This is a genomic window from Streptomyces sp. NPDC054866 (assembly GCF_053610745.1).
This window is the reverse complement of sequence record NZ_JBSGZA010000007.1, coordinates 289,576-314,538: the sequence shown is the minus strand read 5'-3', so window position 1 is coordinate 314,538 and position 24,963 is coordinate 289,576. Positions and strand designations below refer to the sequence as shown.

General features: G+C 67.9%; 23 protein-coding genes. 9 read left to right on the top strand and 14 right to left on the bottom strand.

Features of this window, described 5'->3' with window-relative positions:
- Positions 1-157 precede the first annotated feature (157 nt).
- On the bottom strand, positions 158-1,477 hold the full coding sequence (locus tag ACWGI2_RS32520) for an MFS transporter (protein WP_453401587.1): 1,320 nt from the start codon (positions 1,475-1,477) through the stop codon (positions 158-160).
- 157 nt (positions 1,478-1,634) lie between these two features.
- Here ACWGI2_RS32520 and ACWGI2_RS32515 point away from each other — a divergent pair, with 157 nt between their 5' ends.
- Complete coding sequence (locus tag ACWGI2_RS32515; RefSeq protein ID WP_453699276.1) at positions 1,635-2,324, top strand: GntR family transcriptional regulator; 690 nt, start codon at positions 1,635-1,637, stop codon at positions 2,322-2,324.
- Positions 2,325-2,349: 25 nt separating this feature from the next.
- On the opposite strand, the gene ACWGI2_RS32510 is transcribed toward ACWGI2_RS32515, so the two are convergent.
- A complete protein-coding gene (locus ACWGI2_RS32510; protein WP_453699275.1) occupies positions 2,350-3,222 on the bottom strand; it encodes an NAD(P)-dependent oxidoreductase in 873 nt (290 codons plus the stop codon).
- Here ACWGI2_RS32510 and ACWGI2_RS32505 point away from each other — a divergent pair.
- Positions 3,221-3,622, top strand: coding sequence for a winged helix-turn-helix transcriptional regulator (locus ACWGI2_RS32505; protein WP_453699274.1), 402 nt, complete (start codon positions 3,221-3,223; stop codon positions 3,620-3,622). The two genes, ACWGI2_RS32510 and ACWGI2_RS32505, sit on opposite strands and share 2 nt — an antisense overlap.
- Positions 3,623-3,731: 109 nt before the next feature.
- On the opposite strand, the gene ACWGI2_RS32500 is transcribed toward ACWGI2_RS32505, so the two are convergent.
- Positions 3,732-6,677 carry a family 16 glycoside hydrolase gene (locus ACWGI2_RS32500; protein ID WP_453699464.1) on the bottom strand — a complete coding sequence of 982 codons (2,946 nt, stop codon included), beginning with the start codon at positions 6,675-6,677 and terminating at the stop codon, positions 3,732-3,734.
- A gap of 519 nt (positions 6,678-7,196) precedes the next feature.
- Between ACWGI2_RS32500 and ACWGI2_RS32495 the strand changes: the two genes are divergently transcribed.
- A complete protein-coding gene (locus tag ACWGI2_RS32495) occupies positions 7,197-8,093 on the top strand; it encodes a hypothetical protein (RefSeq protein ID WP_453699273.1) in 897 nt (298 codons plus the stop codon).
- A 147-nt stretch (positions 8,094-8,240) separates the two neighbouring features.
- Positions 8,241-8,747, top strand: coding sequence for a hypothetical protein (locus tag ACWGI2_RS32490; protein ID WP_453401548.1), 507 nt, complete (start codon positions 8,241-8,243; stop codon positions 8,745-8,747).
- A gap of 90 nt (positions 8,748-8,837) precedes the next feature.
- Here ACWGI2_RS32490 and ACWGI2_RS32485 read toward each other — a convergent pair whose 3' ends face one another.
- The 5 genes from ACWGI2_RS32485 to ACWGI2_RS32465 form a co-directional block, all read right to left on the bottom strand.
- A complete protein-coding gene (locus ACWGI2_RS32485; RefSeq protein WP_453699271.1) occupies positions 8,838-9,974 on the bottom strand; it encodes an acyl-CoA dehydrogenase in 1,137 nt (378 codons plus the stop codon).
- 144 nt (positions 9,975-10,118) lie between these two features.
- Positions 10,119-11,003 carry a winged helix-turn-helix domain-containing protein gene (locus ACWGI2_RS32480; RefSeq protein ID WP_453699270.1) on the bottom strand — a complete coding sequence of 295 codons (885 nt, stop codon included), beginning with the start codon at positions 11,001-11,003 and terminating at the stop codon, positions 10,119-10,121.
- Positions 11,004-11,276: 273 nt separating this feature from the next.
- Complete coding sequence (locus ACWGI2_RS32475) at positions 11,277-12,818, bottom strand: helix-turn-helix domain-containing protein (protein ID WP_453699269.1); 1,542 nt, start codon at positions 12,816-12,818, stop codon at positions 11,277-11,279.
- A gap of 266 nt (positions 12,819-13,084) precedes the next feature.
- Positions 13,085-13,495, bottom strand: a complete 411-nt coding sequence (locus tag ACWGI2_RS32470; RefSeq protein ID WP_453401544.1) for a DUF6299 family protein — start codon at positions 13,493-13,495, stop codon at positions 13,085-13,087.
- A gap of 441 nt (positions 13,496-13,936) precedes the next feature.
- Complete coding sequence (locus tag ACWGI2_RS32465; RefSeq protein WP_453699267.1) at positions 13,937-14,515, bottom strand: hypothetical protein; 579 nt, start codon at positions 14,513-14,515, stop codon at positions 13,937-13,939.
- 379 nt (positions 14,516-14,894) lie between these two features.
- On the opposite strand from ACWGI2_RS32465, the gene ACWGI2_RS32460 reads away from it, so the two are divergent.
- Both ACWGI2_RS32460 and ACWGI2_RS32455 read left to right on the top strand, forming a co-directional pair.
- Entirely contained in the window at positions 14,895-16,094 is a 1,200-nt protein-coding gene (locus tag ACWGI2_RS32460) for a serine hydrolase domain-containing protein (protein ID WP_453699266.1), read from the top strand.
- 705 nt (positions 16,095-16,799) lie between these two features.
- Positions 16,800-17,414: a class I SAM-dependent methyltransferase gene (locus tag ACWGI2_RS32455; RefSeq protein ID WP_453699264.1), complete on the top strand. Its 615-nt coding sequence runs from the start codon at positions 16,800-16,802 to the stop codon at positions 17,412-17,414.
- A 7-nt stretch (positions 17,415-17,421) separates the two neighbouring features.
- Here ACWGI2_RS32455 and ACWGI2_RS32450 read toward each other — a convergent pair whose 3' ends face one another.
- Together ACWGI2_RS32450 and ACWGI2_RS32445 are read right to left on the bottom strand one after the other, a co-directional pair.
- Positions 17,422-18,660, bottom strand: a complete 1,239-nt coding sequence (locus ACWGI2_RS32450) for a PP2C family protein-serine/threonine phosphatase (protein WP_453699262.1) — start codon at positions 18,658-18,660, stop codon at positions 17,422-17,424.
- Positions 18,661-18,737: 77 nt separating this feature from the next.
- The gene (locus ACWGI2_RS32445; protein ID WP_453699260.1) at positions 18,738-19,481 is read right to left on the bottom strand and encodes a GAF and ANTAR domain-containing protein; all 744 of its coding nucleotides are present in this window, start codon (positions 19,479-19,481) and stop codon (positions 18,738-18,740) included.
- Between the two features lie 333 nt (positions 19,482-19,814).
- Between ACWGI2_RS32445 and ACWGI2_RS32440 the strand changes: the two genes are divergently transcribed.
- A complete protein-coding gene (locus ACWGI2_RS32440; protein WP_453699259.1) occupies positions 19,815-20,714 on the top strand; it encodes a SigB/SigF/SigG family RNA polymerase sigma factor in 900 nt (299 codons plus the stop codon).
- A 101-nt stretch (positions 20,715-20,815) separates the two neighbouring features.
- Here ACWGI2_RS32440 and ACWGI2_RS32435 read toward each other — a convergent pair whose 3' ends face one another.
- The 3 genes from ACWGI2_RS32435 to ACWGI2_RS32425 all read right to left on the bottom strand — a co-directional run bounded on the left by ACWGI2_RS32435 (position 20,816) and on the right by ACWGI2_RS32425 (position 22,111).
- The gene (locus ACWGI2_RS32435; RefSeq protein WP_453699258.1) at positions 20,816-21,226 is read right to left on the bottom strand and encodes a DUF3662 domain-containing protein; all 411 of its coding nucleotides are present in this window, start codon (positions 21,224-21,226) and stop codon (positions 20,816-20,818) included.
- Positions 21,227-21,323: 97 nt separating this feature from the next.
- Entirely contained in the window at positions 21,324-21,839 is a 516-nt protein-coding gene (locus ACWGI2_RS32430; RefSeq protein WP_453699256.1) for a hypothetical protein, read from the bottom strand.
- Positions 21,840-21,850: 11 nt separating this feature from the next.
- A complete protein-coding gene (locus ACWGI2_RS32425; RefSeq protein WP_453699254.1) occupies positions 21,851-22,111 on the bottom strand; it encodes a hypothetical protein in 261 nt (86 codons plus the stop codon).
- A 269-nt stretch (positions 22,112-22,380) separates the two neighbouring features.
- Here ACWGI2_RS32425 and ACWGI2_RS32420 point away from each other — a divergent pair, with 269 nt between their 5' ends.
- Positions 22,381-22,890 (top strand): MarR family winged helix-turn-helix transcriptional regulator, encoded by a 510-nt coding sequence (locus ACWGI2_RS32420; RefSeq protein WP_453699253.1) that lies wholly within the window; start codon positions 22,381-22,383, stop codon positions 22,888-22,890.
- Here ACWGI2_RS32420 and ACWGI2_RS32415 read toward each other — a convergent pair.
- Positions 22,871-23,362: a MarR family winged helix-turn-helix transcriptional regulator gene (locus tag ACWGI2_RS32415; RefSeq protein ID WP_453699251.1), complete on the bottom strand. Its 492-nt coding sequence runs from the start codon at positions 23,360-23,362 to the stop codon at positions 22,871-22,873. The two genes, ACWGI2_RS32420 and ACWGI2_RS32415, sit on opposite strands and share 20 nt — an antisense overlap.
- Before the next feature lie 404 nt (positions 23,363-23,766).
- Here ACWGI2_RS32415 and ACWGI2_RS32410 point away from each other — a divergent pair, with 404 nt between their 5' ends.
- Positions 23,767-24,927, top strand: coding sequence for a PP2C family protein-serine/threonine phosphatase (locus tag ACWGI2_RS32410; RefSeq protein ID WP_453699462.1), 1,161 nt, complete (start codon positions 23,767-23,769; stop codon positions 24,925-24,927).
- Positions 24,928-24,963: the final 36 nt, after the last annotated feature.

Here is a 24,963-nt window from a genome sequence, read left to right as displayed (position 1 = left end):
TGCCCTGGACGGTCGGCGTGCCCAGGTGCGGGGTCGTGCCGGTTCGGAGGTACGGGATGGTTCATGGAAAGCCTCCAGCTCTCCTCCACGATCAATGAGTTGCCGGTCGCGATACGGCTCCGTTCGGCTGTGCGCGACGCGGCGTGGTGGGCCTGTCTCAGCGCAGTTCGATACCGCGGGTCTCGGGAAGCCCCAGCAGTGAGACGTAGGCCAGCGCATAGCCTGCGGCGGCGAAGCCGAGCGCGCCGCCCACGCCCCAGCTGTCGGACAGGAATCCGACGAGGGTGGGGAAGGCGGCTCCGACGGCCCGGCCGGTGTTGTACGTGAACCCCTGTCCGGTGCCGCGTACTTCGGTGGGGTAGAGCTCGGCGAGGAAGGACCCGAAGCTGGAGAAGATCGCCGACATGCAGAACCCGAGCGGGAAACCGAGCAGCAGTGAGGCTTCGTCCCAGCCCGCGGGGACCTGGGAGTAGCACAGCACGCACAGGGCCGACAGCACGGCGAAGATCTGGATGGTGAGCCGGCGTCCCAGCCGGTCAGCCAGGTGGGCGCCCGTCACGTAACCGGAGAACGCACCGATGATCTGTACGACGAGGAACCCGCCGACGCCGGTCACCGAGAGGCCCCGCTCGTCGTTGAGGTACTTGGGAATCCAGGTCGCCAGCGTGTAGTAGCCGCCCTGCACGCCTGTGGACAGCAGGCCGGCCAGCAGGGTCGTACGCAGCAGTGGTCCCCGGAAGATGTCCGCGAATGAGTGCGAGCGTGCCGCTGCCTTCAACCGCTCGGCCGCGGCGGGCGCGTCCTTCACGTTGCGCCGGACGTAGAACACGAGCAGCGCGGGCAGTGCGCCGGTGAAGAACAGCACCCGCCATGCCATGTCGTCATCGACGAGGTTGTACACGAGGGTGTACGAGAGAACCGCGAGCCCCCAGCCGACGGCCCAGGCCGACTGGATCCATCCGAGGGTGCGTCCGCGGTGACGGCTCGCCGCGTATTCGGCCACCAGGACCGCGCCGACCGCCCACTCCCCGCCGAAGCCGACCCCTTGCAGTGCCCGGAAGACCAACAGGGTGCCGAAGTTGGGCGCGAAGCCGCAGGCGACCGTGAAGATCGCGTACACACTCACCGTCCACATCAGCGCGCGTACGCGGCCGACGCGGTCGGCGAGCACTCCGGCCAAGGCCCCGCCCACGGCGGACATCAGCAGAGTCACCGTGGCCAGCAGGCCGGTCTGGCCGTTGTCGAGCCCGAAGTAGACGCCGATGGCGGCCAGGCTCAGCGGCAGCACGTAGAAGTCGTACGAGTCCAGGCCGTAGCCGCCGTACGCGCCGAGGAAGGCGCGCCGCCCATCGGGGCCGAGCTCGTGGAACCAGGCGAACCGGCGTTCGCCGTGCGGCGTCGGCCCCCCTTCCTGCGGCAGCGAGCTCCGCTGAACCGCATCCGTGGAGGTGGCCTTGTCCGGTGAGGGAGAACTCATGCTCATGGCCGTGCACCTCTCAAGGGGCTTGATGGGGCCGCGAGTTGATGAATCGTCACCGTAGGGGATTGGTGAACAATCCGACAAGAGGATGCGTCATTGTTCCTCCCCGAGGGGTGTCATATGTTCAGCCCTGAGGTCTGAGGAAGGAGCATCCATGAGCCGCCAAGCGGATCAACTCGCGGGCGACAAATACCTGTTGGGGCGCTCGAGCATCTCCGAACGGGTGGCGGACCTGCTGCGCATACGCATCGGCGAGGGTCAGTTCAAGCCTGGCGCAAAACTGTCCGAGGACGAGATCTGCACGGCCCTCGCGGTCTCCCGCAACACCCTGCGGGAAGCCTTCCGCCTGCTGACCCATGAACGACTGCTGGTCCACGAGCTCAACCGGGGAGTCTTCGTGCGCAGACCGAGCGCCGCGGACGTCGCCGACATCTACCGGGTGCGGCTCCTGGTGGAGTGCGCCGTCGTCCGCTCGCTGGGGCAGCCGCCCTACCCCCTGGACGGCCTGGCGGCGGCCGTGGCCGACGGCGAGCGGGCCACCGCGGCGGAGGACTGGGACGCGCTGGGCACGGCGAACTTCCACTTCCACCGCGAGCTCGTCGCCCTGGCCGACAGCCCCCGCATCGACGAATGCATGCGCACAGTCCTGGCCGAACTCCGCCTGGCCTTCCACGCGTTGGAAGACCCGCAGGCCTTGCACTCCCCGTATCTGGAACGCAACCGCGCCCTGTTGGAGACGCTGGAGAAGGGCGACACGACTCAGGCGGAGCAGCTGCTCCAGGGCTACCTCGCCCACTCCAGCGACAACTTGACGCGCGCCGCGAGCGGCCAGGAGGGGGCGTAAGTTTCCGGGCGGTCGGGTGGTCGGCTCAGCCGCGGAGCAGGTCGGCGACGTGGGCATAGGAGTCGTCCGCGTAGCCGGCCTTCATGCCGCGGCGGGCGATGTCGTGGGCGGCGGAGATGACCGTACTGTCCACTCCCCGGCTGCGGGAGGCGTCGAGGACATGGGACATGATGGCCGCCGCCGAACGGAGGTTGGAGCCGCCGGCGGGGTAGCTGTCGGTGTCGACCTGCTCGGCGAAGGCGTCGACCACGTCCGGTAGGAGAGCGGTGATCCCCTTGGCGTACGGGGCGAGGTCGCGGGCCGTGATGCCCTCGGCCCTGGCCAGGGCGAAGGCGTGGACGACACCGGTCAGTGCCGTCCAGAAGATGTCGAGCAGCGCGACGTCGTGCGCCCCCGCACGACCCGGGTCCGAACCCAGGTGCACACAGGTGCCGCCGATGGCCCGCAGGGTGTCGCGGTGGCGTTCGTACAGGTCGGACGGGCCGCTGTGGAGGACCAGGGTGTGGGGGCCGCCGACGAGGTAGGTCGGGACCATGATGGCGCCGTCGAGGTAGCCGATGCCGTGCGAGGCGGCCCACTGCGCGGTGGCACGAGCGTCGTCGGGGGTGCCGGCGGTGAGGTTGGCCAGGGTGCGGCCCTTGAGCGCGGCGGTGTGCGGGGCGGTGACGGTGCGGACGGCGTCGTAGTCCAGCACGCAGACCACGACGAGGTCGCTCGCGGCGATCGCATCGGCGGCGGTCGCGGCCTCGACGGCGCCGTTCTCCACGAGGCCCTCCGCGCGGCCCGGGGTACGGTTCCACACGGTTGTGGGATGGCCCGTGGCCAGGAACGCCGCGGCCAGGGCCTGGCCCATCGGGCCCAGGCCGAGAACGGTGACGGGGGAAGGGGAAGCAGACATGGGCAACTCCGAGGTGGTGACGGTGAGCGATCCGCACACGTGCGGGATGGGCGTGGCCGTCGGGGTGTTCGAGGGCAAGTGGAAGTCGTTCATCATGTGGGCGCTCGCCGACGGTCCGCGTCGTTTCGGGGAGACCAGGCGACTGGTCACCGGCATCAGTGAGAAGGTGCTGACCCAGCAGCTCCGGGAGCTCCGGGCGGACGGGATCGTGCACCGGGAGGACTACGGCGAAATGCCGCCTCGGGTCGAGTACTCGCTGACCGAGCAGGGCCGTCGGCTCTACGAACTGCTGGAACTGCTCTCCGGCTGGGGTCGGGACCACCTGACCGCGAGGGCCGGGGCGGTAGCGGACGAGGGGCTTGGCGCGCTTCCACCAGACTCCCCGGACACCGGTTCTTGATCAAGTACGTACCTTCAGGTACGTGCCACGCCCTGTCCGGTCAACAACAGGCCGGGCCCGCCCATGTGGTGGTGGGCGGGCCCGGCCGGTGTGCGTCGGGTGTGTGGGTTCAGTCCTCCGGTTGGATCCAGATGTTGCGGAAGCGGACCTTGTTGCCGTGGTCCTGGAGCCGGATGGCTCCCGCTGCCGCGGATTCGGCGTCACCGGCCCCGGTGGGGCCGTCCACGGCCACGTTGTCGTGGACCTTCTTGCCGTTCCACACCACGGTGATGCGCGCGTCGGCGGTCTTCTTGCCGTCCGCGTCGAAGCGGGCCGCGCGGAAGGTGATGTCGTAGGTCTGCCAGGTTTCCGGCTCCGTGGCGGCGTTGTGGTCGGCGGCCTTCTTGTTGTAGATGGAGGCGGCTTCGTTCGCGGCGAGCTTCTCCACTCCGTACGAGTCCAGGATCTGGATCTCGTAGCGTTCCTGGAGGTAGATGCCGCTGTTGCCGCGGTCCTGTCCGGTGACGTCGTCGGGGAGTTTGGGCACCCGGAACTCGGCGTGCAGGGTGAAGTCGTCGAAGGCCTGCTTGGTGCGGATGTCGCCGCAGCACACCTCGATGGATTTATCGGGGGTGTGGGGCCATTGGACACTGCCGCCGTCGGTGTGCTGCCAGGCGGTGGACGTACTGCCGCCGGAGAAGAGGTCGATACGGCTGCCCGGCTTGCGCACCTCGATCATGTCGAGGTTGACGTGGCCGGTGTCCTCGGACCCGTAGGAATACGTGATGGTGTTGCGGCCTTTGCGCAGGGCGAGTTGCTCGGTCTTGGTCGACCAGCGCTTCCACGTCTCGGTGGAGGTCAGACGCGTCTGCTTCGCGGGCCCGCCGTTCACACTCACGCTGAGGGTCTTGGTGCCGGGGGCGGGGTGGGGGCCGTTGGCGTAGCGCAGGCCCACGGCGTAGGTGCCCTTGGACGGGGCCTGCACGTCGAAGGTGGCGGTGGCACCGGGCTTGCTGAAGCCGTCGACGAAGCCGCTGCCGGTGAAGCCGGCGTGCTCGGTGTCGATGTCCGCGCCCCCCGACAGCCGCGCCGACTCGGCGTCGTAGGAGGTGACCGGCTCGTCGTGGCCGGGGCGCGCGTTCAGGGTGTACCAGGCCTCGGTGGACCACAGTTGCTCGTCGTCGGCCGAGGAGAACGGACGCGGTGAGCGTACGTGCACCACGCGGTCGCTCTTGAGTCCGGGGATGGTCAGCTGGACGGTGCGCCGGTCGTCGGAGATGGCGGCCTTCGTGACGGGCAGGGACTCCTCGTCGACCTTGGGGCCGCCGTAGGCGGGGGTGGGGGCGTAACGCCACTGCTCGACGGAGTAGGCCCCGCTGGTCAGCTTCTCGACCGTCTTGTCCGAAAGCGGCTTGGTGTAGGTGAGCTTGAAGCCGTCACGGGTGGCGCGCATCGTCTTGATGTCGAAGGCGGTCTTGCCGTTCGGCGTGAGCTTCTGCAGGCCGAAGCGGAGCTTGCCCTCCTGGCCCCAGTTGCCGTCCGCACCGAGCCCGCCGGTGTAGATCGCCCCGTCAGGCCCGGTGGAGATCCTGGTGATGCCGGACTCCAGGCCCTGCGTGTGGCGGAACACCGCGCCCTGGAACTCGCCGTTGACCTTCTCCAGGTCGGCGCGCTGCAGTCCGCCGTAGGTGACGTCGCCGAACAGCAGTTGCCCGGCGAAGGGCCCCTTCTTGAGGGTCATGGGGGTGCTGGGGGAGTTGGCGATCTCGTTCTGCGGCAGCCACAGCACCGGCTTGGTGACGCTGTTGTCGTCGAACGGGCCGTCGGGGTTCGTGTAGTGGTTGAAGAAGCGGTCCTGCTTGACGTGCATGAGTTTCGAGGCGGGCAGCCAGCCGCCCTGGTTGTCGGTGACGAACAGCTCACCGCCGGGGCCGCGGCCGATGCCGTTGGGGGTGCGCAGTCCGCCGGCCAGGTAACTGACCTTCCCTGTCTTCTTGTTCACCTTGATCGTGGTGCCGCGGTTCGGCGCGGGCTGCGGATCGGTCGTCGCGCCGCCGTAGTTGATGGCGACGGACAGATTCAGATAGAAGTCGCCCTTCTCGTAGAGCAGTCCGAAGGCGAACTCGTGGAAGTTCCCGCCGTAGGGCCACTCGGCGATCTTCCGCCGCTCGCCCGCGTCGTTGTCGCCCTCCAGGTCGGCGAGTTCGGACAGCTGGTGCTTCTCCGAGACATACAGCTTCCCGTCCACGTACTTGATGCCCATCGGCTCCTTGAGCCCGTCGGCGATCTTCTCGTAGGTGACCTTGTCCGGTCCCGTGTCGCCGGTGACGTTGTCCAGGACGTACACCTGGCCCTTGGTCTCCTGGCTGCCGCCCCAGGTGGTGACCGCGAGCCGGCCGTCGGGCAGCCAGTCCATCGCGGAGACCTGCGGCTCAAATCCCTTGGGGCGCAGGTCGCTCAGCGTGTAGCCGGGGTTGACCGACGTCAGGGGGAGGCCGTCGCCGGGTGTGTCGAGGCTGCCCTCGCACTCCTTGCGGCCCGGCGCGGTGACGCGCACCACGTCGGCATCCGTACTGAGCACGGAGTTCGGTACGAGGGTGAAGGCGTCGGCGCCGGGCGGCTTCCACTGCAGGGTGACCTGCTGGTCGTAGCTCCGGTCGAAGTGGTCGATACGCAGCGGGTGGTAGCCGGGGGTGAGGGTGATCTCGCCGTCCTTGGGCTCGGCGCCGTGCAGCCCGTCGTGGTCGATGACCTTCTTGTCGCCGATGAACAGCCGCGAGCCGTCGTCACTGATGAGACGGAAGGCGTACGCGCCATCCGTGGGCACGTTGATGTTGCCGATGATTTGCGAAACGAAGTTGTCGCTGAACCCGAAGCCCTCCGTGGAGGTCCAGTCGATGGTGGGGATCAGCTTGTCGACGTTGGGCGTCTGCGCGGGCTTGAGGTCGCAGAGCTTGCTCAGCGGGGACTGTACGTCGAACACCCGCAGCGTGACCCCGGGTTCCTGCGGCGGAAGATCGGCGAAGGGCTTGTCCTCGGCGCCGGCGGCCGGCGCGGTGAGTACGCCGCCGGCCATCAGCAGCCCCAGGAGGATCCCGGCGGCTCTGCGCGGTCTCAGACGCGTGCGGGGGCGGATACGGCGGGGGCGCGGGGGGTGCTCGTGTGGCGTCACTCGGTCTCCTGCTGGGCGCTGTGAGGCGGCCCGGGCCGCCGGAGCCCGTGTCCGCGGAGGGAGTTGATGCACATGCGGGTGGTGCGGGCGCGGCATGACGCCGCGTCTGGCGCAGACTTGTGTACGAGAGCGACGCCCAGCGTACGAAGCGCACCTCGTATCGTCCATACTTTGTCCTCAACAAGGAGAAACTGTCCGGGAGTTGCTGCAGGGGTGCTGGCGCGACGCCCACCACGCCTCCCGCGCCCACGCCAGTCGGCACCGACAGAGATTAGATACGGAGCATTCGATTCCCCCCATGGCGCCTGCGCTTTTGAGGCAGAGGTAAATAGCCTGGCCAGCCCTGCTCCCCTCAGAGAAGCTCAAGGGGCAAAGCGGCGCGGCGACCAACCAGCGCTACAACTCGGGGGAGTGCGTTGCACCATGAGGCGAGCATTCGTTTCGGCGAGCACGGCCACAGTCATCGCCATATGCGCCATGGCCGGCTGCGCCACCAGCACGAGCGAGCAGTCGAGCGCGACTGACCTGACCGACGCGGAGCGGATCCGGGTCCGGCAGGCCGAAGAGCTGCTCGTCAAAAAGTGCATGGAGGGAAAGGGCTTCAAGTACTGGGTGGCGCGGATACCTACCGTCGAGGAACGCAAAGGCCAGAGCTACGCACTGGACGACATCGCGTGGGCGAAGCGGTACGGATACGGCGGGGAGCTGGAGAAGAAGGCCGAGAAGGCCCGGCGGAACGATCCGAATCTCGCGTACCTCGACAAGCTCTCCACCGCTGAACGTGCCCGCTACGACAGGACCCTCGACGGCGACGACACCGGCCGGATGCTGTCGGCCGAACTGCCCACGGGCGGCACGGTCCGGACTCCCGCCCACAGCTGCCGCGCTGTCGCCGGTGAGCGCCTGTACGGCAACTATGAGACGTGGTACCGCGTCCAGAAGACCACCGACAACCTGACTCCGCTGTACGTTCCGGATCTGCTGCGCGAAGAGCGCTTCGTGACCGCGCTCAAGTCGTGGTCGGCCTGCATGCGCAAGGCGGGTCACCCCTATGCCGATCCTCCGGCGGTCCGTGCCGAACTCGAAGAGCTCGTCGATGGACAGAGTGACGCCAAGGCCCACGCCATCGAAGTGGAACTGGCCGTAGCCGAGTCAACCTGCGCGAAGCGGACGGCACTTGCCGACACGGCACGCACCCTGGAACGCGAGTACCGCACCAAGAAGCTTCCCCGCCGTCACAGCGAGGCCATCGCCACGCGCCGAACGATGGAAGCCGGCGCCTTGGCCCGAGCCGAGGACATCACCAGCTCGAAGAACTGACGCCGAGCCTCGTCTACGAAGGCGACGACTGAACCGGCTCTCCGGGCTCACCCGGCTGTCCCGGCGGCCCGGACGGCGTACCAGGACTTCCGCAGCGGCACAGCTGCGGGGCACTCACAACACCCACGGAACAAGGAGTGATGCACCATGCGCAAAACCCTGGCCACAGCAGCGGGCCTCGGCCTCGCCACGCTCGGAATGCTGGTCCCCGCAGGCGCCGCACAGGCCGACGCACAGACCGACGCGGCGGCTGCCGCACCGGCCGCCGCGACCTGTTCCGACAACTACGACAACGCGGCCAACGGCTACATGTACGCCTACTGGAACGACCGCTGCGAGGGTTACCTCGGCAGGTCCTCGGGCGAGGACTCCGACTGGGGCAACAGTACGGGCGGGTTCCAGGGCGACGACGAGAACCGCGCGACGTCGCTCCTGCACAAGGGGACGTCCGGCCTCGCCGTCGCGTACTACCGGCTCACCGGTTACAGCGGGGGACACATCTGCCTCACCCAGAATGAGCAGTACGCCTCCACCCTCGTCGACGGCGCCGACGACTACGGCTTCGACAGGTTCTCCTCCGGATACGTCGCGGACAACAGGATCAGCTCGCACCGCTGGGTGGACAAGGACGACTGCAGCAACTTCATGCACTGACCCGGGAGGTCACGGCTGCCCGATCCGGAGCCGCTGACCCGACCCACCGACCCTCCCATGGCCCGACGGGCGATGGGAGGGTTTGTGGTCCTACTGCGCCAAGTCGAGGAATTCCCAGTGTGCTTGGGGCTGTGCCCCGCTGAGCCATTTCCCGCAGTTCTGCAGGACCGTGGGGCTTGAGGTGATGTGCTGGGTGCCTGTTCCGAGATCACGCAGGAACCGGTCGATCGGCCCGCGCCGGATCGCCGCCGTCCCAGCCCAGCGGTGCACCGTGTGGCCTACCTCCTGCACGGTCCACGTCGTGTGGTTGAGCGCCAACCTGAGCAGCGTGTCCTGCTCGGTACTCGGCAACGCGCCCTCGTCCAGGGTGACTTCGATGTCGTGCCACACCTCCATCGCCCACGCCCGCGCCGAACGCAGCTTGGCTTCGGCGGTCGCGTACTCCGCGTGGAACTGCGCGGTGTCGACGGCGGCGTTACGTGTGCCGGATCTGGCCGCGGCGACCGACTTCAGGTCATCGAGCAGGCGCCGACCGACACCGAACGCCCAGCCGGTGTGCCCGATCGCGGACATGTTGACCAAGCCGAGGCGGTAGATCGCGCCACCGTTGGCCGGGTTCGTCGTCGTGGCGACATACGTGTGCGTCGCAGGGACATGCACATCGGCGCAGTGGTAATCAATGCTGTGCGTCGCACGCAGCCCGAGTACGTCCCAGTTGTCGACGAGTTCCACCTGCGACTTCGGCATCGCAAGGACCCGCAGCTCGCCGGTGCCCTCGACCTGGATCGCACTGTGGATATGGGTGGCGTGCGCCATACCGGAGGCGAACTGCCAACTGCCGCTCACCAGATAGCCACCCTCGACCGGGACGGCCCGGCCGGGCCGGGTGCCGTGCCCTGCCAACAACGCGTGGTCCCCGCCCGCGACATCCGGAAACAAGTCGGCCGCCGCGACGGCATCGACATAGGCCGCGGTGGTGCCGGTCATCAACTGCAGCGCCATCATCGTCCAACCGGCCGCGGCATCGTGGTAGCTGACCCGCTCGACTGTCTCTATCAGTTGACGCGGGGAGAACTCGTGGCCGCCGAGGCTCCGCGGCAGTGCGGCCCTCACGACCCCGGCGTCCAGCAACGCCCGTGCGGTGTCCTCGGTGTGTCTGCCGAGTTCCTCGGCCGCGTCCGCCTCCGCGTCAAGTGCCCCACCGAGTGCGTCGATTCGCTCGAGCATCGCGGGAAATTCCGGGCTGACATGCAATCCGGCCGAGACCGCCATGGATGGTCGCTCCTCGTAACTAGTACCGTTCCTACGTTCCTGGTTGGGACGCGGGCGGACCGGGCACGGTTCTCCGGCCTTGACAGTGACGGAGTCGAGCTAGGGCCAGGCAGGTGGCATACCGGCGTTGAGCAGGTCGGCGCCCAGTTGCGTGAGGATGTGCCGGACCCGCTGGCGCTCTCGTACGCTGTCCACCAGCCCGGCGTTGCGCAGTACCGCCGCGTGTTCACTGGCCGACGACAGCGAAACACCGGCGTGGTGGGCCAACTCGGAGGTGGTGCGGGGCTCTTGGAGTGTCTGCAGCACCGCCGCGCGGGTATGCCCCAGCAGTGGCGCCAGCCTGGAATGCGGCGTGCACGCTTGCTCCGGCGCAGGCGGGCAGGCGGGGTAGACCAGAACGGGCAGCAACTGTTCGTCCAGGAGGGCGACCGGCGTACGGCGGCAGAAGTACGAAGGGACGAGTAGCAGCCCACGCCCATCCAAGTGCACGTCCCTGTCCACCGGGTAATCGGCGCAGAGCACAGAGGACTGCCAGCTCAGCATGGGTGCGAAGGTGTGCAGCATCGCCTCGGTCCCGGCGCGGCACTGGACCCCGGTGCGGTGGCGGCGGTCGGCCTCGACGTGGGCGGCGATGCCCGGCCACCGGGGTCCCAGGACGTACTTGTGGTAGCGGTGCAGGGCCCGGCCCAGCCAGCGCAGTGTGTCCACATCGCCGTCGGCGAGGCATCGGGTCCAGGAGGGCAGCGGGTTGTGCTGCGCAAGCAGGCAGAGTTCGTCGCGCAGCCGGGCCTTCGGGGTGGACAGCACGGCGTCGATCCCGCTCTCCAGACCGCCCGACGCTGCCGCGGGGGTGAGGAAATCCGGAAAGTAGCCGCGGGCCGGCATCAGCGGGGTCAGCGCGCGCATCATCTGCCGCCGGTCCGGACACGTCCGTTCCGCGGAGCCGATCCGGGATCTCCCTCTCCCTTCGCGGAGTTGGTGCATGCTCAGGACGATTTCCCACAGTGGGTCCGGTCCGTCGGCGACCCTGGTCCGTGACAGATCTCCCACAGTGAAGTGCATACGCAGCACGGTTTCCCCCGATGGTCCGCTACGGCGTTGTCCTGCCCGCGCAGGACCTCTGCGTTCGGGTCCGCCGGTCCTGGTCAGGGCTCGGCGCTGTCTCGTACGCGGGCGGTCACTCTTACGCTAGAAGCCGCCGCGCCCGGGGGCCAATGTGCACGGTGCTCAATTCCGGGCGCTGGTTGTGCACGTTGCTCAGATGGCTCGGGCCGCGGCGATGCGCAGCGCGTGGACGACGTCGTGGGTGCCGGTGCTGGTGGTGAGCAGGTCGAGGCCCAGGGCGGCCTCGGCGGTACGCAGGTGCGCCCGGACCGTGTTGCGGCTGATGTTCATGCGGTAAGCGGCCTGCTGGGCATCGGCGTTGGCGTCGATCCACGTTTGGAGGGTGTGGCGGTGGCGGGCCTGCAATGGGCGCAGGACCGTCTGCGCCCAGGCAACGGCGGACTCGGTGCTCAGCAAGTCGTCCAGGGTAGGGGGCCGTTGGGGGTCAGGTTCGGGGATCGGACAAGAGCTGGTGAGAGTAAGGGCCAAGTGGACGTCGGCGCGGAAGCGGACGTCGGCGAGGTCCTGCCCGAGAGCTTGTTGTGCCCGTCTGAGGTGCGCGGTGACGGTGTTGCGGCTGAGGCCGAGCAGACGGGCCACGCCGGAACGGGACGTGGTGATGGCCAGGCGGGTGATGTCGGCGCTGGTCTTGGGGGCGTTGTCCAGCGGCCGCAGAAGCGCGCGGGCCCAGGCGAGGGCGGGCTGAGGGGGAAGGACGCCCGTCAGAGACGTCTGACCGTGGTGGAAAGCCACACGGTCGGCAGTGGTGCGGGCGGCGGCCAACGCGTGGGTGGCCTGCGTGTAGGCCTCGGCTGTCGCGTACAGGGGCTGCACGCCGCTGACGCCCAGTGCGTACCGTGGATTGTCCCGAACGAGACGGCGCAGCACGTCACCCAGCCCGCGAGCCGGGCTCCCGTCACCGCCGTCGCTGCTTGCGCCCTCGTCCTTGGCCTCGCCCTGGTCCTCGTACTCGTTCTCGTTCTCGTCCTCGGCGATGAGGCAGATCAAGTGCTCCTTGAACACGGGGCAGTGCACCATCAGGGCCGTCCCGTGGTAGCCGGAAGGATCCTGGTGGGTTTGGGCGATACGGTCGCGGTCGGCCGAGGGGCAGCGCAGCAGATGGATGCGCAGCCGATCGGCGTCGAGCAGCGGGGGCACGGCCCCGGTCGTCATCCGGCGGGCCAGCAGCGGTCCCCCTGCCAACAGCCCGTGCAGTACGGCGAAGCGCAACTGCCGTGCCTTGTCGTGGTAGACGCGCCGAGTCCGGTCGCCGGCCTCGGCATGGCGCAACAAGGCCAGCACGCTGCCGGTGTGCGACATCAGAGCGACGGTCTGCGGAGTCGGCTCCGACCGGGAGACCACCACCAGTACGGGGCGAGGACCGTGAGGCCCGAGGGCTTCACAACGTACGTGCAGTTCTTCGGCCTGTGTCGCGGCCGCGGCCAGGTGACCACCGGACAGACGCCCGAGTAGCCCGGCGAGTGGCGCCAGCACCTTCCGGGGGAAGCCTGCCGTGGCCGACTCCACCGTGCCCGCGTCCTCCGCGATCACCGCTGCGTCGACGCCGGTCTGCTGGTGCAGCCAGTCGAGTATCTTGCCGACGTCCGGCCCGGCCTCGCACGACGCCTGACGTCTCACCTCACGCAGCAGCCCGCAGAGCAGGGCTTCCCGAGCGTGCTCCTTGTCGTCCTCCACGGCCCTGTGTCCCTCTGCCGGCGTCTCGTTCTTCTCCGCGCGTTGCTCAACGACCCAGCCGCCCAACGGCTGCGAGCCGTCCCCCACCGCCCCAGGGGTGTCTTCACAGCTTCTCATCGGCTGGTGGGCGCTGGGAGCGTGGAAACCGGCCCGGATGGGGGAGCGGGGGAGCGGGGCCCGCTCCCGCGCATGGCGGGAGCGGACCTACTTCGCACCACACCGGGCCGTTTACGCCGGCGGACCCGGGTTCACGGTTGCCGCGACCTCTACTGCGGCCCGGTCAGATCGACCTGCCGGTCGGCCACGGCACGGAACGAGGGCATCAGCGGGACCAGCCCTCCGGTCCGCTTCAGCTGCATGAGCGTGCTCTGCACCGTGGCCTTGCCTGCGGCGAGGCGTGTGGTCTCGAAGGGCTGCGATTCCACGGACCAGGAGTGCAGCTGACCGTCGCAGACTGCCTTCTTGGCCCCGCCGGAGACCGACGTGTCACCCTGCTTCACGGTCGACGTGACCATCACGGGCTCGAGCGGCGCATCGCTGACGCAGCGGTAGGTACCGGCGGTGACAACCCGCTTGCCCTTCGTCATGACGGCCCGGTCGTCGATGGTGATCTGATCGACGGGCGCTGAGGACGCCGCGCCTGCCCCAAGGAGGACCATCAGGAAAGCAACGCTCATCGCAGACTTTGCATGCATGGCAATAACCCTTCCGCCGGGCGCGACAGTCCCGCGCGCAGTGGCGTGCAGTGTGGTGTGACGCGTAGAGAACGCACTTCACCGCTGAACGGTTTTGCCGCGCGCCGAGGGTTCACTCTTTTCCCCGGATGACCAAGCCTGCTGGTCGGAAGCGGCGCAGCTCCCCACCGCCGTGTGGTGGGGAGCTGCGCGGGCGCCCTTGCGGGATCCGCAGGGGCGGAGCGGACCGCTTAGTTGATGTTCATGTAGAAGCGGTCGTTGCTCTGCGCGGGGCTTTCCAGTTTCTCGTCCCACGCGAGAATCCGGTCGTCGGTGTAGTACCGGCAGCATGCCGCCGGCCCCCCGGTTGTCGGTGGCCAGAACTGACTTCACGGAGAAGTCCCAGTCCGGGTTGCCCGCGCCTTCCAGGCACGGCAGGTGTACTCAGTCCGGCGAGCCATGGGCCGTCGAAGTCGCCTTCCTCCAGCTCCACACCGCACACGGCCCGCAGCGCGAGAACGACCCGTTCGGCGAAGTCGAGGGCGGCAGCCTGCCCGGTCGGCTCGTCATCGCGGGAGAACCCTGCGGCGAGCAGGGCCCGCACCGTCGGGTGATCACTGTCGGTGGGGGGGGTGTGAAGTACCCCGCGGTCACGTCCAGTTGGCACAGCACGACTCCGTCGGCGGCGACGTCGACCATGATCTGGTTGGGGTCCTGGAACGCGGAGACGGCCACGCGTCCGTTCGCGGACAGGCCTGCGAGCGCGCCAAGGCCCATCCCCGCCCAGCCTCCGGAGCCCTCCAGCTCGAGAACCAGAGACCACCCCTCCCGGACCTCTCGCCCAAGGAGCAGCACCTCGGGTCCCGGCAGGCCCTCTTCTAGCCGCCGACTGGCCATGTCCACCCCGTCGGGGGCAACGGACGCCTCCCGCACCCCCAAGCATTCGAGAGCCTGGGCGGCCCCGAGGGGAGCGAGCGTCACGCACCATCCCTCACCGAACATGTCCGACAGATCCAGCATCATGTCCCCTTCCCGCGCGGCAGCGCCCTTTGTCTGTGCCAGCGCCGGGGAGCGGGCCCGCCTCTCCGCCATCTGCCGCAGCGCGCAGGATAGTTCTCCAGGCCGATTTGCACGATCTTGGGGCTGAAGCGGGCTGAAGCGGGGTGGGGTGATGGGTGGGGACGTACGTGTTCGTGTCACTCGTTGAGGTGCAGTACGGCCGCGTCACGTAGGTCTTTGGGTGTTGGTTTGTTTCTGTACGTCACGTTATGGGATGAATCGGAAGGAGCCCTGGTGAGAAGCACGTCGGTGCTGGAAGACCTGTGGGTTCGGAAGACCGGATGCCCTGGCGGCGACTGGTCGTTCTGACGTCCCACCGCGCCCACGTCTCAGGAGTCCTTCCATGCCAGTTCCCAGCTTTCCGCGGGTCCGCCCAGCCATGGCACCTCTGGTCGCTCTGCTGTCCGCTGCCTGCGTGGCGCCTCTGGTGCAAGCCCCGGCCCACGCCACGGATGTCGCCGCGCACGACGACCGCGCCCTGCGACGGCAGTTGCAGGAACTGACCACCGCGCCCGGCGGACCGCCGGGAGCGATCGCGGTCCTCAAGCGCGGGTCCCGCACCGAGGTCTACCGCGCCGGCGTCGCGAAGACCGGGATCGACCGTCCGATCAAGGCCACCGACCACATGCGCATCGCCAGTACGGCCAAGGCGTACAGCGGCGCGGTCGCCCTCCAGCTCGTCGACCGCGGGAAGCTGCGTCTGAACGACACCATCGGCAAGGTGCTTCCCCGGCTGCCGCGCGCATGGCATCGGGTTACGCTGCGCCAGCTCCTGAACCACACCAGCGGACTCCCGGACTTCAGCGCGGCTCCGAAGTTCCTGGACCTGGTGACCGAGAACCCGCGCCGTCACTTCGACTCCCGCCGGCTGCTCGACTTCGTAGCCGATGAGCCGTTGGTGTTCCGTCCGGGGGCCCGGTACACCTACTCGAACTCCGACAACATCGCCGTGGCGCTGATGGCGGAGGCAGTGACAGGCCACCCCTACGAAGACCTGCTCGCCGAGCTCGTGTACCGCCCGCTGGACCTGCGCAACACCAGCCTGCCGCAGGGCTACCGGATGCCCAGGCCGTACCTGCACGGCTACGACGTCACCCCGTCGGACCCGCGCACCCCGTCGAACTCGCCAGAGGACCTCAGCGAGGTACTGAGTGCGTCGGGCGTGTGGGCGTCGGGCGGGATCATTTCGACGCCGAAGGACATGACGGCCTTCATCCGCGGCTACGCCGGCGGAAAGCTGATCTCCGACCGGACCCGCCACCACCAGCTGAACTGGGTGAACGGCGCGTCCGAACCCGCGGGACCCGGCAAGAACAAAGCCGGTCTGGCCATCTTCCGGTACACCACCCGCTGTGGGGTGGTGTACGGCCACACGGGCAACTTCCCCGGCTACACGCAACTGATCGCGGCCACCCCGGACGGCAAGCGGTCGCTGACCGTCTCCCTCACCACCCAGATCAACAAGGCGAACAAGCCGGAACTGCTGAAGCGGCTGCGGACGGTGGAGGAGAACCTCGTCTGCGCGCTGCTGCGCAAGCGGTAGCCAGGGCGTTGCGCTCGATGCGATGTCAGTAGGCCGCGCCACACTGGTCTCTCGTCGATCAGAGTCGATCAGTAGAGGGGGCCGGTGTGGCGTTCCGGGCCGTGCACGCGCAGTGGGGGACCGTGTTCGCCCACCTGCCCGATCTCGGATGCGGCCAGAGCTGGGAGTCCGTGTGGAAGGTGAGGCCCCCCGCGCCGATCACCTGTGATGAATGTGGCCATCCGATCTATGCGAAGACCTCCCGCAGCGGCCTGCGCTTCTTCGCTCGCCCACCACTTGCTCAAGCTCGAGCTCGCCGCGGCCGCGCGCGACGCGGGCGCCCACGCTGAGCTCGAGAGATAGTCGCCCGCACCGAGCGGATGGGCGCCGACGGAGTCACCTCGATCTGGTTCAGCGACCGGCGCCGGCCTCCCTGGCTGGGCACCGTGCCCTCCATACGCCTCGAAAGAATGGAGGGCGCGAGTGAACTCAACGTAGCCGAGGGCCTGGTGAAGTTCTCCGCTGGAGGCTGGTCAACGGTACCGGCCCCGTTGCCCCACTTCCTTACGTGGGCGTTCACCCGTCGCGTCGTCCCACACGTTCCGCGGACCCCATTACGAACGAACCCATGTCGCCCCTCGGCGTCCAGGCGTGACCGCCCGCAGCAGGAACTCGTGAACGAGCTCGTACGCTGCTCATGTGCCTTGTGCGTCTACCGTGTCTGTCATGAGTCGTTGGGAAGAACTGACTGGTGGGACGTCCGGGGAGGACTACGCCGCCCGTTTTGCGGCGTTGGCCGACACCGGCAAGGACATGCACGGTGAGGCGCGGTTGTGTGCCGCGTTGGTGCCAGCGGGGGCACGGGTGCTGGATGCCGGGTGTGGCACCGGCCGGGTCATGATCCGGTTGGCGGAGCTGGGGTACGACTGTGTCGGTGTCGACCTCGATGCTTCCATGCTGGCCGTGGCGCGCAGGCAGGCGCCGGAACTGCCCTGGATCCAGGCGGACCTGGCCACGTTGGAGACGTCCGAGCTCCCTGGTGCCGCAGGCTTCGATCTCGTGGTGGCCGCAGGCAACATCTTCCCGCTCCTTGCTGCGGGTACCGAGGCCACGGTGGTCAGCCGCTTGGCCGCGGCCCTGCTCCCGGGCGGTCTCCTGGTCGCCGGGTTCGGCCTGGACGAAGCCCACCTGCCGGTAGCGCCCGCTATCACCCTGCCCGAGTACGACGCCTACTGCGCCGCGGCTGGCCTCACCCTCGTCGACCGCTTCGCGACGTGGGACGCCCACCCCTACGAGGGCGGCGGCTATGCCGTCAGTGTCCATCGGGCGCAGCGCGGATGAAGTCTGCTCAGGCGATGAAATCTCCCCCACACCGGGGCTCCACGAGGGTCTCCTCGCCAGCGCCAGCGCCAGCGCCAGCTTCAGCGCTACCGTGCCAGTCCAGGAGGAGCACGGTGGCGTCGTCCTTGAGGTTGCCCCGGCAGGCGTCCAGAACCGCTGTCGTCAGGGTGCGGATGACTTCCCTGGGATGCGAGGCGCGGGTGTCGCGCACGATAGAGGCCAAATCGGCAGCCGCGGCACCGCGTTCCAGCATGCCGTCAGTGAGCAGGACCAGGCGGTCGCCGGGGTGCAGTTGAAGTTCCTGGAGCTGGTACGAGGTGGGCGCCGCCACGCCGAAGGGCAGGTTGACGGCGAGCTTGACTTCCTCGGCTTCGGCAGCGCCGTCCCGTAGGCGCAGGGGCCAGGGATGTCCTGCATTGACCAGTTCGCAGGTGCCCGTCTCGAGACGTACGCAGAGCAGTTGCCCGGTGACCAGCCCACGACTGTGGGTCAGCAGGGCCTCGTGGGCACGGTGAGCTTGACGCAGGGCGTCGCAACCAGTGCGGCGGGCCCCGCGCAACGCACCTGTGACCAACGTGGCCAGCAGGGCGGAGTCGGTGTCGTGGCCCATGGCGTCGGTGATGGACAGGTGCAGCGTGTCCCGGTCGAGCGTGTAGTCGTAGGTGTCGCCACCGATGTCGTCGGCCGGGACCAGCCCGGCGGCGAGGGTGAACTGGGGGGCCTCGCAACAGGATGCCGAAGGGAGCAGCTGGTGCTGGATCTCGGCAGCCAGGCTGGTCCGGGTGGTTCGTCGGCCCGCGTGGTACAGGTCGGTGAAGCGGCGGTCCGTGACAATGATGTAGGCCAGCGCGTGGGCCGCGTCGCTGATCTGATCGAGCTCGGTGTCGTCGGCGTACTGCAAGGTCACCTCCAACACACCGATGCAGTCGCCGCGATTGGTCACCGGGCAGATCACGCGTCGTCCGCCCTGACCGTCCGGTTCCACATGCCGGCGCTGGCTGCGCAGGACTGTGTCGTAGACGGTGCCCTGCAAGTCGATCTGCTTCGCGGCGCCCGTCGTTTCTCCCTCGTCGTGCACGCTCAGGCGCAGCAGCCGCTGCCCCATGAGATCGGCGAAGAGGAACGACACACGCTCCGCCCCGAAGCGCTTGCGCAAGTCGTGCGCGATGACACCGACGGACTCGCCGGGCGGCGCGGATTCCGCGGCGGCCAGAAGCTCGCCCAGTTCTAGATCTCTGCTGCCCATGGCAACCTCCCATCCTCTGCCGCCCCTTCTTCCCCGGAATTCGCAGACCTCACCGTGAAGGACGAGTAGCTCCGGCGCTATACGGGTGCGCGGCAGTCCGGATCGTCGTCCAAGTCGTCAGGCCCGCGGCGTCCGGACATGAGCCTGGCGGCAATGTCCGGCAGGCTGCGGCCAGTGGTGAAGCTGTGGCCGCGCAGGAGGTCCAGAGCGTCGGTGATGGTGCAGTCGAGGCGGGCGGTGACCATTCCGACCGCCTGGTGGACGGTGGTCCAGCGGGCGTCCAGCCTGGGCCAGTCCTTGCCGTCGGCGGTGAGCGTCTCTCGCGCACGGAGGAGAGGCTCAACGGCGAGGAAGGCGGCGCACTGCGCGTGCTCGATCTCGTTCTCGGTGATCGCTTGGGACTGGGTGTAGTAGAGGGTGACCACCCCGAGGTCCATCCCACGCAGCATCACCGGGATGGCCAGCACGGTACGGGCGGTGGGCAGATACTCGGCGAGCTGGGTGTTCAGCGGCCAGGCGCTGGTGCGCAGATCGGGGACGAAGACGGGGTGCGCGCACGCGGAGGCGGTGACGGTGGGCCCGTTTCCCAGGGTGAACTGGGATTCCTCACCTTGCCTGGCAAGAGGGCCGGTCGCATGCAGCAGCTGCCAGGCCGCGGTGTGCGGCATCAGGGACAGCACTACGCTGTCGGCGCCCATGGCCTGCTGATATGCCTCGCACAGTCGCCGCGGCAACTCCTCAGGTGTGGCTTCGGCAAGTGCGGCAGCAACTTCACGCACGATCAGCAGCGGTTCACCCGACTGTCCGGCGTCATCAACCATCGTCTCTTGGCCTCCATCCATCGCTTGATCCCCCTCGCCGGATGCGCGTCCGTAGCCGGCTCGAGGTCCGGTCGCTGGGGAGCCCAACAGGCCACGAAGGGCTTCCATCAACCGTGTGCTGCTCATGCCTACGAGGGCACTGACCCCCCTTACCCGGCGCCTCAGCATCGACACAAATCCGCGTACCGACGTGACCGTCGACCCCGGAGTGAACAGGTGGTCAGCGAATGGTTATACGGAGAGTCAAGTCACAGGTGTGTAACGGGAGGTGGGGGGTAAGAGGCGTCCACGCCGCGCTCTCGGCCGGAGAGCGCCCTTCGTTTCACGGGAGCGATGATGGTGACCCAGCTCAGCAGCTGTCCCGTAGGCACGATCTCGTACGCTGAACGACATACCGTCGGCCTCGGAAGTGTTACCGCGCTGGCGCGTCTGCCGGATCTACCGTCACCCTCTGCCATCGGCCGCCCGGCCGCGGCGGACATCCGCAAGCTGTCCATGACGCTGTTCACCCGCCTTGACGAGCTCGAGGAGGGCACGGCCGAGTATGCGTACGTGCGCAACAGCTTGGTCGAACTCAACCTCAACCTCGTCCACTACGCGGCCAACCGGATGCGCCCCCATTCCGAATCGTTCGAGGACGTCGTCCAGGTCGGCACGATCGGCCTGATCAAGGCCATCAACCGCTTCGAGCTGCAGCGCAGCGTCGAGTTTCCCAGCTTCGCCCTGCCGACCATCATGGGTGAGATCAAGCGCTTCTTCCGCGACACCACCTGGGCCGTGCACGTCCCGCGCCGCCTCCAGGAACTCCGCCTCGACCTGCTCAAGGCCACCTCCGTCCTTGAGCAGGCGCACGGCCACCCTCCCACAACAGCCGAGCTCGCCGAGCACCTGAACCTGGACGAGGCCGAGGTCGCCGAAGGACTGGCGGCGGCCAACGGTTACACGGCCGTCTCCCTGAACCAGCCCGCTGACGGCGGCGACTCCGACGACCTGCTGACCGACCACATCGGCCACCAGGACCCGGCTCTGCTCAAGGTCGAGAACGTCCAGGCCCTCAAGCCGCTCATCGCTGACCTCCCCGTACGAGAACGCAAGATCCTCTCACTCCGGTTCGTCGCTGATCGGACTCAGAGCGAGATCGGCAGGGAACTAGGCCTCTCCCAGATGTACGTCTCACGCATCCTGACCCGCACCCTGACCAGGCTTCGCACCAATCTCACCGCGAAGCAGTAGGCGCGCACGGGACCGCGGGCACCTGAGTCCCTTGGAGTGAGTCCTCTGGAGCTGTGCGCACGCCACGAGCCCCCGTCGGAATCCGGGGGCTCGTGCGCTGCTTATGCGTCGCCGGATCGGGGCTTGGGGCACTGCGGGTCAGTGGGGGCGATCCGGCTGCGGATCTGGAAGCGGCCCACTGACTCGTTGCCGGACGGCTGTAGGGCGACTGCGACGGGCCCTGCGAACGTGTATCCGTGTTCGGCTGCGTGACGACACACGTGGCTCACCAGCTGGCGCGACACCTCGTCGGTGTGTGCGGTGAGTTGGCTATGGCTTTCGGACGGCAACTCGATGACGAAGGCATTGGGAACGAGGACGCGTTGCCGGTCGAGGATCAAGGCGTTGTCGTCGCACTCCCGGTGGAGTATGGCCACCACCTCCGCGTGCTGGCGTGGGGACGGGAGCAAGAGCGCCCACATGGCAGAGGTCCATCGTTCCATGGTCCGTTCGACGGTGTTGAGGAGTTCCATCGAGCTCGACTGCCCGACGGCGGCTCAGGCAGGCTCGCCCATACGGGGGTCATGCGCGGAAAAGAGGATGATCGCGACTTCGGTTCCTACCCGCACCTCAACTGGGGGTGTTCAGGGCGCCGCGCATGTGTCGAAGGCGTCGGTTCTGCAGGTTGCCGTTGGCGATGAGCCAGCCGACGAAGATCACGGAGAACAGGGCGAAGCCGAGTGTCTGGCGCAGGCCGGACGTCATGGCCGTCATCGCCACGACGAAGGCGAAGAGACATGCGAGGAAGACCGTGGCAAGGACACGGTGACGGCCGCGGTGCAGCCGCTGCTCGACGAGATCACGCATGGCCTTCCGCTCCGCCGGATCCGTGGGCACCTCGCCCGTGCGAAGCTTCCCGTCCAAGGCCGCGAGGCTGGTCGCCGAACCGCCGGCGGCATGCTTCTCCTTGCGTCGCACCATAACCAGTACGAGCACTCCGCCGGTCGACGTGGCAGTGAGGCGCAGCAGCACAGCCGCCACTGACTCGCCCGGATTGATCAGCAGGACCACGGCGCTGGCGATCAGGATCGACAGGACGACCTGGAGCCAAAGCCGCTTGGCCAAGAGAGCGTTGAGCTTCTCCATGACCGCCCGCCCTAGATCCGCGTCCGGCGGCGGGCCGCGACAGCGCGCGTGACCAGGGCCACGGCCAGAAGCACCCAAGCCACGGCTGAGTACGCCCATGTGGTCACGCCACCCGCTACGCCGACGGCGCTCCATATCCCCCAGAACAGCAGGACGACGCACAAGGCCGTCCAAGCGATATCCGCGATACGAGTACGCAACTGCACTCGTTGCCTGGTGCCCGGTTCGAGCGAACCGAGCTCGGACACGTCGTCCGTCTCCTGTTGTGCCATGAATCTATCCTCCTCCAATGAGTGCCTAGTGGCAATAGTTTCCATGCGGAAACGATATCATGATTGGAGTTCAAGCTCGCCATGGCGCCGCACTCGTACAGAGCCGCAAGTTCCCGCTATCTCAAAGCATTTGACGCCTCGTCATTGTTTCTCTCTCACATGCCCGACGGAGACGTGGAAACACAACCCGTAACCGAAGGGAGCGCCTCCGGGGGCCGATGGCGAGCTCCTTGGCTGACAAGCCCGGCTTCTAGTGAGAGAGTGTTCGGATGTCCCGAAGCCGTCCTTCCCACAGCCCTGAGCGGGTGGCACATGCCGCGTGCAGTGTGTCGGACCTGCTGGAGGTGCTGTGGGGGCGCGGCCAGGAGGCTTCCCCCTCGGGGCCCCTCCCGCCGTCGCAGTTTCGCGCGCTGACGGTGATCAAGGAGAAGAAGAAGGTCAACCAGCGGACCCTTGGCGAAGCGCTTGGCTCGCGACCGTCGGCTGTGAGCCGGTTGTGCGACCGCTTGGAGGCGGCCGGTCTCATTGAGCGGCTTCCCAGCACCACCAGCCGCCGTGAAGTCGAGCTGCGCCTGAGTCGGCGTGGATCCGCCGTCCTCGAAAAGTTCCGTACGTTGCGGGTGCGTGAGGTCGAAGCCGTACTGGGAACAATGTCACCGGATCAACTGGCGACACTGGCCGAGGGGCTTGCGCTCTTCCAAGCGGCCGCCGGCGAGCACATCGGTTTGGCCGGCGAGGCGAATACAGATGACGGGCCCTCTACGGCGGCCATCGCCTAGACCCTTCGCTGCCGTTGAGGTGGCGTGTCCTCGCCGCATCTGAGAATTCCCGCAGACCAGCCACGAATTGTCGCCGGGCGGCAGTCGGCATACGGCTCAGCACGTCGCCGAACAGCTCGGAACGCCGGGAGAGCAAAGCGTCTATGATCTCCGTCCCTTGCTGCGTCAGCGCAAGCCCGATCTCTCGGCGGCTCGTGGGCGCCGGTTCGCGGCACAGGAGGCCAGCTGCTTCCAGCCGGTCGCACAGTCTGCTGACGGCGGGCAGCGCGGCGCCGACCTCGACGGCAAGGCCGGTGAGATTGATGCCGGGGTTGCGACGCGTGATCAGCAACGCTTCCAACTGCAGGGCCGAGAGCCGGGGGGAGACGGCCCGGTATGCCCGCGCCCACAGAGACACCAGCGTTTCCACGGCGGCGGAAGTCTCTTCGGTCAGCTCGTGCAGGGGATCATCGCCCAGCCCCTCGCGCTCCATTCGGCACTCACTCTCCATGACCAGATGTGCACTCTCGTGAACTACGGATGTCGTGCCACGTGCCTGGTCTTCTGCCCGCTCGGCGCAGAGTATCCCTGGGGCGCCTTTTGTCGGCCTTCGATGGCGGTGGTGTGACGGCCGCTGGCCTTTCTGGCTCCGCCGAGCGGTAGGATCAACAGTTGCCGCATAGCAATATTCGCGGCTCCATGAAGTCTTGCTCGGTCTCAGCAGACCGCGCTGTGCGGGGCACCGCGGTCAAGGTCAGGTTGGTGAAGGGCGTGCACCGCCAGGGGCGTTCTTCCCGGGCGGTGAGCGATCCGGTGGCCGATGCCTGCGGTCCCATCAGTCCTCAGCAGACCCCGACCACCGATGAAGATGAAGAAGGCCTCACCGTGACGAATTTCCTGGCTGTGGAACGCGCCGTGCGGACGGCGGCACCGCACAACCTCCTCGGCACGGTGCAAGCGGTCCTGGTCGAGCACTATGAGGCCACCGAGGTCGATCTGCTCATGGCTGATTACAGCCTCACTGTTCTCCAGCCGGTTACGGCGTTGCCTCACACCGCTGAGCCCTTGTCCGTTTTCACCAGCCCCGAGGGCCGGGCTTTTGGCAGTCAGGAGCCTTATGGGCGGCTTGTGAGCCGTGAGGGTGTCGTGGACCTGCACCTGCCCGTGACGGTCCGCGGCGACAGGCTGGGCATCCTCTCGGTGCGTCTTCCCCAGGACCGGTGCACGCCGGAGACGGTGGAGGAGCTGACGACGGTCGCCGAACTCCTGGGGCACGAGATCGTCGTGGCTGAGCGGGACACCGATCTGTACCTTCAGGCCCGTCGGGCCAGCCGCCTGACGCTGGCCGCAGAGATGCAGTGGCAGCTGCTGCCGGGGCGGGCCTGCACCCGCCAGGAATACGCGATCGGTGCGCAACTGGAGCCGGCGTACGCCATCCACGGTGACAACTTCGACTGGGCCACGACGTCCGAGACGCTCACCCTCAGCGTCACCAACGGCATGGGGGAAGGGATCCAGGCCTCCCTCCTCACCAACCTGGCGGTCAACGCGCTGCGTAACGCCCGGAGGGCCGGTATCGGCATCGCGGACCAGGCGGCTCTGGCCGACCAGGCGCTGTACGCGCAGCATCGGGGCGATGAGTACGTCTCGACCTTGCTGCTCTGCTTCGAGCTGGCCACCGGGCGCGTGCAGGTGGTGGACGCCGGCTCCCCGCAGTTGTGGCGTCAGCGCGGCAAGAGCGTGGAGCGCGTGCACTTCGAGGCGCAGTTCCCCTTGGGGATGTTCGAGGAGACCGAGTACGTCGCGCAGGAGTTCGTGGCGCTGCCGGGTGACCGGTTGATCTTCGTGAGTGACGGTGTCTACGGGGCTGCTACTGAGGTGGGAGAGGCATACGGCGAGCGGAAGCTGGCGCTGGCGATCCAGGCCGCGGGCCTTCTGCCGGCAGCTGCGGTTCCCCGGGCGATCTTGCAGGAGCTCGCGTTGTACCTCGACGCCGATGCTGACGACGACGCGCTGGTCGTGTGCCTCGACTGGTTCGGCCGCGATTCTCGCCCCTGAGCGCGGAGGTCTGTGGCGGGCTGGGAGGCGGAGGGG

Bases quoted from the DNA above. Each gene is read 5' to 3' on its own strand.
- ACWGI2_RS32460 (WP_453699266.1), top strand. From the start codon at position 14,895: ATGCCAGTTCCCAGCTTTCCGCGGGTCCGCCCAGCCATGGCACCTCTG.
- ACWGI2_RS32505 (WP_453699274.1), top strand. From the start codon at position 3,221: ATGGGCAACTCCGAGGTGGTGACGGTGAGCGATCCGCACACGTGCGGG.
- ACWGI2_RS32455 (WP_453699264.1), top strand. From the start codon at position 16,800: ATGAGTCGTTGGGAAGAACTGACTGGTGGGACGTCCGGGGAGGACTAC.
- ACWGI2_RS32425 (WP_453699254.1), bottom strand. From the start codon at position 22,111: ATGGCACAACAGGAGACGGACGACGTGTCCGAGCTCGGTTCGCTCGAA.
- ACWGI2_RS32515 (WP_453699276.1), top strand. From the start codon at position 1,635: ATGAGCCGCCAAGCGGATCAACTCGCGGGCGACAAATACCTGTTGGGG.
- ACWGI2_RS32470 (WP_453401544.1), bottom strand. From the start codon at position 13,495: ATGAGCGTTGCTTTCCTGATGGTCCTCCTTGGGGCAGGCGCGGCGTCC.
- ACWGI2_RS32490 (WP_453401548.1), top strand. From the start codon at position 8,241: ATGCGCAAAACCCTGGCCACAGCAGCGGGCCTCGGCCTCGCCACGCTC.
- ACWGI2_RS32445 (WP_453699260.1), bottom strand. From the start codon at position 19,481: ATGGTTGATGACGCCGGACAGTCGGGTGAACCGCTGCTGATCGTGCGT.
- ACWGI2_RS32450 (WP_453699262.1), bottom strand. From the start codon at position 18,660: ATGGGCAGCAGAGATCTAGAACTGGGCGAGCTTCTGGCCGCCGCGGAA.
- ACWGI2_RS32480 (WP_453699270.1), bottom strand. From the start codon at position 11,003: ATGCACCAACTCCGCGAAGGGAGAGGGAGATCCCGGATCGGCTCCGCG.
- ACWGI2_RS32415 (WP_453699251.1), bottom strand. From the start codon at position 23,362: ATGGAGCGCGAGGGGCTGGGCGATGATCCCCTGCACGAGCTGACCGAA.
- ACWGI2_RS32440 (WP_453699259.1), top strand. From the start codon at position 19,815: ATGATGGTGACCCAGCTCAGCAGCTGTCCCGTAGGCACGATCTCGTAC.
- ACWGI2_RS32420 (WP_453699253.1), top strand. From the start codon at position 22,381: ATGTCCCGAAGCCGTCCTTCCCACAGCCCTGAGCGGGTGGCACATGCC.
- ACWGI2_RS32495 (WP_453699273.1), top strand. From the start codon at position 7,197: ATGAGGCGAGCATTCGTTTCGGCGAGCACGGCCACAGTCATCGCCATA.
- ACWGI2_RS32510 (WP_453699275.1), bottom strand. From the start codon at position 3,222: ATGTCTGCTTCCCCTTCCCCCGTCACCGTTCTCGGCCTGGGCCCGATG.
- ACWGI2_RS32435 (WP_453699258.1), bottom strand. From the start codon at position 21,226: ATGGAACTCCTCAACACCGTCGAACGGACCATGGAACGATGGACCTCT.
- ACWGI2_RS32520 (WP_453401587.1), bottom strand. From the start codon at position 1,477: ATGAGTTCTCCCTCACCGGACAAGGCCACCTCCACGGATGCGGTTCAG.
- ACWGI2_RS32465 (WP_453699267.1), bottom strand. From the start codon at position 14,515: ATGATGCTGGATCTGTCGGACATGTTCGGTGAGGGATGGTGCGTGACG.
- ACWGI2_RS32430 (WP_453699256.1), bottom strand. From the start codon at position 21,839: ATGGAGAAGCTCAACGCTCTCTTGGCCAAGCGGCTTTGGCTCCAGGTC.
- ACWGI2_RS32485 (WP_453699271.1), bottom strand. From the start codon at position 9,974: ATGCTCGAGCGAATCGACGCACTCGGTGGGGCACTTGACGCGGAGGCG.
- ACWGI2_RS32500 (WP_453699464.1), bottom strand. From the start codon at position 6,677: ATGGCCGGCGGCGTACTCACCGCGCCGGCCGCCGGCGCCGAGGACAAG.